This is a genomic window from Ancylomarina euxina, from assembly GCF_003863355.1.
GTDB lineage: Bacteria > Bacteroidota > Bacteroidia > Bacteroidales > Marinifilaceae > Ancylomarina > Ancylomarina euxinus.
Genome location: NZ_QQWG01000039.1, coordinates 1 through 6,297, shown reverse-complemented (window position 1 = coordinate 6,297; position 6,297 = coordinate 1). Strand labels below are relative to the sequence as shown.

7 protein-coding genes are annotated in these 6,297 nt (G+C 32.8%); all 7 read left to right on the top strand.

Annotated features, from left to right (window positions below; all coding sequences use genetic code 11):
* Positions 1 to 155: 155 nt before the first annotated feature.
* The 7 genes from DWB61_RS17340 to DWB61_RS17310 all read left to right on the top strand — a co-directional run bounded on the left by DWB61_RS17340 (position 156) and on the right by DWB61_RS17310 (position 5,846).
* Complete coding sequence (locus DWB61_RS17340; RefSeq protein ID WP_125032206.1) at positions 156 to 821, top strand: hypothetical protein; 666 nt, start codon at positions 156 to 158, stop codon at positions 819 to 821.
* Between the two features lie 226 nt (positions 822 to 1,047).
* On the top strand, positions 1,048 to 1,506 hold the full coding sequence (locus DWB61_RS17335; RefSeq protein ID WP_148095942.1) for a hypothetical protein: 459 nt from the start codon (positions 1,048 to 1,050) through the stop codon (positions 1,504 to 1,506).
* A 239-nt stretch (positions 1,507 to 1,745) separates the two neighbouring features.
* Positions 1,746 to 2,132, top strand: a complete 387-nt coding sequence (locus tag DWB61_RS17330; protein WP_125032204.1) for a hypothetical protein — start codon at positions 1,746 to 1,748, stop codon at positions 2,130 to 2,132.
* Positions 2,129 to 2,773, top strand: coding sequence for a Shedu anti-phage system protein SduA domain-containing protein (locus tag DWB61_RS17325; RefSeq protein WP_125032203.1), 645 nt, complete (start codon positions 2,129 to 2,131; stop codon positions 2,771 to 2,773). Before DWB61_RS17330 ends, DWB61_RS17325 begins: the two co-directional genes overlap by 4 nt.
* A gap of 274 nt (positions 2,774 to 3,047) precedes the next feature.
* Positions 3,048 to 3,638 (top strand): hypothetical protein, encoded by a 591-nt coding sequence (locus tag DWB61_RS17320; RefSeq protein ID WP_125032202.1) that lies wholly within the window; start codon positions 3,048 to 3,050, stop codon positions 3,636 to 3,638.
* A gap of 943 nt (positions 3,639 to 4,581) precedes the next feature.
* The gene (locus DWB61_RS17315) at positions 4,582 to 5,076 is read left to right on the top strand and encodes a hypothetical protein (RefSeq protein WP_125032201.1); all 495 of its coding nucleotides are present in this window, start codon (positions 4,582 to 4,584) and stop codon (positions 5,074 to 5,076) included.
* Between the two features lie 218 nt (positions 5,077 to 5,294).
* Entirely contained in the window at positions 5,295 to 5,846 is a 552-nt protein-coding gene (locus DWB61_RS17310) for a hypothetical protein (RefSeq protein WP_125032200.1), read from the top strand.
* Positions 5,847 to 6,297: the final 451 nt, after the last annotated feature.

Below are 6,297 nucleotides of genomic sequence, written 5' to 3'. Positions count from 1 at the left end.
TAGGGAGACTTGTTAATAAAAAAAGGCTTTAAAAATAAAAGTACATAACATGCTGTATGTCGGCATTGGCGATATGTACAGGATGAAATTAAAAATCGCCAACGAAGACGACATACAGCTATACGTTACCAGTAATCGTAAAAAAATAAAATGCAATGAAAATAGAACAGTATAAAGATAGAGTTTCTCAACTTATTACCTTGGCCGACAAGACACTTGGGACAAAAAAAACAACTAGAAGTGGAATTGCGACTTATGTAAATACTGAACTTTTTTCTGAATTAAGAGTTTCATCGCTATCTTTTATTTTAAGTTTATACGGAGAAAATCATCCTTACTACAAAGATTTCAATCAAAATGTTGATAGGGCAGAGTTTTCCAACACCGAAGAAGGACGTGGAATTCTAAAGTCTATAAAAAATGAAATTGACAACGGTTGGTTGACATCAATAAAAGGACTGGTTTCTGCAGAAATATTTTCAGACTTCATTGAAATGGCAGGTCACTTGTTAAAGGAAAATTATAAAGATCCTGCTGCGGTCATGATAGGTAGTGTGTTAGAGGAACATTTAAGACAGCTTTGCAATAAAAAAAATATCCCAACTGAAAACCCAAATTCTGGAAGACCTAAAAAAGCAGACCTTTTAAATTCTGAATTAGCTAATGGTGGAGTCTATAATAAACTTGACCAAAAAAATGTGACAGCTTGGCTTGACCTCAGAAATAAAGCAGCACACGGAAAATATTCAGAATACAATCAACAGCAAGTTGAATTTATGATGCAAACTGTTACTGAATTTATGACAAGAAACAGTATATAAATGAAAAACGACTACTGGTAACAAAAGCTAAATTGCATGGGCGGTGGGAATTGCTTGGTAGTTAGTTCAACTAATAGACACCAGCAAGCTATATAAATTGGTTTGCTTAGAAATATAAACAAATTTATGAGGCTTGCTTTCGTGCGGTTTGAAAGGTTAATTCTTTTAAATCGCCCACGCAACTTAGCAAGACCGTTGGCGTGCATGCAAAAAAATGAATCTACATATGGAAATATTTAATTCGACTAAAAAACGGAAATCTATTCCCAAGTCTTGGTGTGGACAATGGACAGATAAGAATGGAAAGCACTTAATAATTCGGTCAACTTTACACGACTTTTATTCTGTGACAATTTTAGACAAGAAGGGTAATCCATACGAAATTAAATTATTAGGTGACGAAAAAAAGGAAACTAAAAAGTTAACAGGAAAGTTCACAAAAGACACAAATGGAAATCCGATTTTGCAAGTTGAAGCAGGTTCTAATGAAATTGGACCGACATATGACTTGTATTTTTTGACAACAATGGGCGAAGACAAACTTAAACTTTCAAGAAATGCGGATGCTCTAGAAAAAATAATAATCAAGCCAAATGTTGGAATGGGCTTATATGACGACTGGGAAGATGACTTGGGAGTACCATGGGCGTTTCCGCTTGACGATTTTAAAAAGGAAGTAGATTAAAAAGCACGACACGCCAACAAAAGCTAAATTTCATGGGCGGTGACGAGGAGTTCGAAAGTTCAGTACAATTAATAAACACCAGCAAGCCACTTTAATTGGTTTGCGTAAAAATATAAACAAATTTATGCGGCTTGCTTCCGCGCGGTTTGATAAGACAGTTGTTTTAATCGCCCACGAAAACTTAGCAAGACCGTTGGCATTCATTGTAAGAAACCTATGAATTTAATGATAAAATAGAAATGACTTTTGACTGGACAATATCTATTGGAAATATAATCTCAGCATTTGTGATAGCCTTAGGTTGGGTTGTTGCATATAAGTTGAATTCTAAAAAAGATCTTAAAAATAAGAAGAGAGAAATAAGAACTCAATTTCTTATTGATGCTTATAGGATTATTGCTTTTTCGGCAAATCGGGATAATAATATTGAAGAAATGAAGCGGTTCGAGGAAGCGATTGAGCAAGTTCAATTTTTAGGGAATTTAGAGCAGATTAGATTCTTGAACGAAGGCATCGAAACAAGAAATTTTACTCCTCTATTAGTAGAATTGAGACGTGATATTCGGAATGAATTAGGAATCGAAATTGCAGATGCAAACATTAAACACTTTAGATTTAACAAATGAGTAATTGGAATATTGAAGAGGCGGAAGAACGACTAAATAATGCTTATCAGAATAATTCGGAAACAGAGTTGCTCGCTGTATTGAAGGAGAACTCATTTTTGTTTTATGAATTATACTCAAGGAAATATGGTATACAGCCAAATTTTAAAGAAATTTCATTTGGAGACAAATTTAGGTGTGATTTTGCATGGCTAAATGATAATTCGGATGGACCTGAATGGGTTTTGTTAGAAGTTGAGAAACCTCGAATGAGATTATTTAATAAGAATGGAGAACCCTCAGCAGAATTGAATCATGCTATTGAACAAGTAAAATCTTGGGATAGATATTTCCAGGAAAATCCAAACGAGAAGTCTAGAATATTTGGTGCCGTTCATAAATTCAAGTTTATACTTGTTGCTGGAGATAAATCCGATTGGCAAACAGAGAATGCAATTAAATGGAGAGCTCATCACAATAGAGATACTAGAATAGAAATAAGAAGTTCTGATGTATTTATAAGACCATTAAAAATTGCTAAGGAGAAAAAAGATGAATTATGGAGTTTCGAGGAGAATCCAATATCATTAAGTCATTCAACTCTTCAGGATTATTGGACAAATTACGAATATATGAACTTGTGGCGAAGGGTATTTAGTTAAACAACGAAATGCCAACAAAAGCTAAATTTCATGGGCGGCGATGAGCAGTTTGAGAGTTTAGTGCAATTAAGAAACACCAGCAAGCCAATTAAATTGGTTTGTTTAAAAATATAAGCAAATTTAATCGGCTTGCTTCCGCGCGGTTTGATAAGACAACTGTTTTAATCGCCCACGCAACTTAGCAAGCCCGTTAGGCCTTAGTGGGGTTAGCCTGTAAAAAATAGGTTGCATTATGGAATCTGAACAGAATTAACTCATATTCAGAAAATAGATTATGAAATTTCTAAGTGCACTAATAATATTTCTTGTTTTATTTTCATGCAAATCGAATGAGGAGAATAGATTTAATTATATCTATAACACTTACAAATATTTTCGACTTGGTAATGAATTGAGCGAATTGAGGGGAATGAGTTATCGTACCTTAGATTGCACTTTTGAATCAGACACATTATTAATTTACGACATAATAATTGACTCCACTTATCATATGGAAGATAGTTTAATTGAAAAGAAAAATTATTCATATGAGTTGAAAATCAAGTTTAATAAAGACGAATTAAAAAGGAGTATTCTTTATTTTAACAATCAGGAAGACGGAATAATATTTAAGTTGAAATACCTTAAGAATCAATTAATAAATGGACATAAATATACAATTTATCGGTTTAGTACTGATTTTATTGGAACAGCCTATCCAGAATCAATTTTCTATTGCAAAGAATTTGGAATTATAGGTCAGTATGCATATGAGCGTGGAAGTATGGATTTATTATCTGAAATATCAGGATTAAAGAACAAAGATTATTTGAAAATATCAGAAAAAATAATTGATGACACTATTTTTCTATTTTCAGCAAATTAAGTATAAACACCAAGGCCTAACACAGGTTAAAAGCCATTGCTTCTGCTGTTTTTGTAAGTTTCAACTTTAAAATATACTTTTAGAAAATTAAAATTAATTAACAATAAAAGGGCGAAAGCGCAACGTCGTTTAACCTCAAAGTTGTGCTCCATGTTAAGGAGCTTTTGCGGTAAACTAAAATATTATATAAGTAATGAGATCAATCAGCAGAATTGAAAACATATCTCAAACCCAATTATTGGATTGAAGGCTAGACCTAATACCTATTAAACGTATTCGGACGGAACTAATTAACTTTTTAGATATCAAAATATGAATAAGAAACAATTACGGAAATACATGAAACAACAGGGATTAATACCTAAACGATATAATTTGTAATCTAACGGTAGTGATAAGTGCGCAAATGTTGGGGTTTTAAGACCAAGTAGTTATGATTTGTAATCAAACGGTTGTGATTAGTTAGCAAACGCAGGGTATTTATGAACAAACAGTTGTGATTTGTAACCAAACGGCTGTGCTCAGCCCCCAATCGTCGGTGATTAATGGACAAACAGTTGTGATTTATAGCCAAACGGCTGTGATATGTAACCAAACATCGTGATTAGACACCAAACGTTTAGTAAATCAAATTGCTTGTCTGTGGCGGCAAGTATATTGACAAAAATAAATAAAACACGAAGCACAACAAAAGCTAAATTTCATGGGCGGCGATGTTCAATTTGAAAGCTTAGTGCAAGTAATAAACACCAGCAAGCCACTTAGATTTGGTTTGCAAAAAAATATAAACAAATTTATGCGGCTTGCTTCCGCGCGGTTTGAAAAGGATGGTTCTTTAAATCGCCCACGAAAACTTAGCAAGCCCGTTAGGGTGCATTATAGCAGAACAAATAATAGAGATATATTTTTTAGTTAAAAAATTAACCTGAAAAAATTAAGCCAAATGAATAGAGAATTAGTAAAATCATTAGAAGCAGAAACCTCTGAGAAGCTATTTTATTATTTTAAACATGATGGATCTATTGATTTTGAAAAGAAAATCATAGCAGGTAAGATACTCAACGACAAGAGCTTTGATAAGGCTAAATTATTACATGAAAAAGAAATCATTGTTGACTCAATACTAAATGAACTTAAAATCAGTGAATCCTCTGACTATTTGAGGAAAAAGAGCAGGAAGGAGATTAATAAAAATATATATTTCTGGTTAGGCTTCATATTAATTTTCCTTACGTTGGAAGTTAAAGATTACTGGGTTGACAAAGAAGCCTTTGAATTGACATCCCTGTTAATAATAATACTGACAGGATTAATCTTCTTTACTTACAAAGCATTGAATTATAAAAAGACCTTAAGTAAATTAATAAATTCAGGGGTCAAAAATAATGAACTTCTCAGGCTTAGATTGAGTCTTATTGAAACTGAATGGGATTTTTAAACAATAACGCACCCTAACAAAAGCTAAATTGCATGGGCGGTGGTAATTGCTCGAGAGTTGGTTCAATTAAAAACACCAGCAAGCTATATAAATTGGTTTGCTGAAAAATATAAACAAATTTAAGCGGCTTGCTTTCGTGCGATTTGAAAGGTTAATTCTTTTAAATCGCCCACGCAACTTAGCAAGACCGTTATAGCCAATTTTTAAAAGGGAAACTTATGAGCAAAAAAAGCATTAATAAGAAGGAAGTCAATAAAACTATTAAGGATAAAGTGAACCAAGGAGTTTCAAGAATAGAAATATTAAATGAATTATCTGAAAAATATTTTGACAAGAAAACATTATCAATGCTAATTGCTGCAACTCCAGACCCGACTAGAATTGAAAAATACAAATTATTGAATAATATTTTACTTGGACTTATTTTCATTACTATCATCTCAAAAATTTTATTAGGATTCTTTATTTTTTCTCAAATATCTACTGCTTTGATACCATTGGCATTTCTTTTTCCAATTCTCAACTTCATGTTTGCTTTTGAAGTTTCTAAATACAAAGGTTACATCTACAATATTCTAGGAGTAATTACTGTTGCTGGAATTTTTAATGTGCTAGGGAAAATTAATGAGAATATATTTTTTGGAGTGATTGATATAATGATTGGAATTTTAATTGCTGGATTAGCATTTTATTTAGGAAATAAGATGTTCCCAAATTATGGACTAATAGGACCAAAAAAGGATTCAAAAGGAGAAATAATATTGGAATAAAAACAGGCTATAACAAAAGCTAAATTTCATGGGCGGTGATGAGCAGTTTGGAAGTTTAGTACAATTAATAAACACCAGCAAGCCACCTAGATTTGGTTTGCAAAAAATATAAACAAATATATGCGGCTTGCTTCCGCGCGGTATGAAAGAATGGTTCTTTAAATCGCCCACGAAAACTTAGCAAGACCGTTATGTACAACTAAAATCTTTAAGGAGAGATTAAACCCTCTTTTTTTAGGCTGAGACAAAACGTAGGGGAAAGTTCCTTAAGGAGTAAAAGGACAAGAAAGGCAATGCCAGGCATTGTTCAAGTCTTATGCGGTGCTACCGTGAAAGATCGCTCTTTCAAACGACTGGTATCGTTAACTAAGACTTGGATAAGTTACTGCTTTTTAGAATCAATGTCAAGAGAAGAATGAAATTCGACATTGAAAAACAGTTGCTTACACTT

Excerpts from the sequence above, each read along its gene's own strand:
- DWB61_RS17340 (WP_125032206.1), top strand. The coding sequence starts at position 156 with ATGAAAATAGAACAGTATAAAGATAGAGTTTCTCAACTTATTACCTTG.
- DWB61_RS17335 (WP_148095942.1), top strand. The coding sequence starts at position 1,048 with ATGGAAATATTTAATTCGACTAAAAAACGGAAATCTATTCCCAAGTCT.
- DWB61_RS17330 (WP_125032204.1), top strand. The coding sequence starts at position 1,746 with ATGACTTTTGACTGGACAATATCTATTGGAAATATAATCTCAGCATTT.
- DWB61_RS17325 (WP_125032203.1), top strand. The coding sequence starts at position 2,129 with ATGAGTAATTGGAATATTGAAGAGGCGGAAGAACGACTAAATAATGCT.
- DWB61_RS17320 (WP_125032202.1), top strand. The coding sequence starts at position 3,048 with ATGAAATTTCTAAGTGCACTAATAATATTTCTTGTTTTATTTTCATGC.
- DWB61_RS17315 (WP_125032201.1), top strand. The coding sequence starts at position 4,582 with ATGAATAGAGAATTAGTAAAATCATTAGAAGCAGAAACCTCTGAGAAG.
- DWB61_RS17310 (WP_125032200.1), top strand. The coding sequence starts at position 5,295 with ATGAGCAAAAAAAGCATTAATAAGAAGGAAGTCAATAAAACTATTAAG.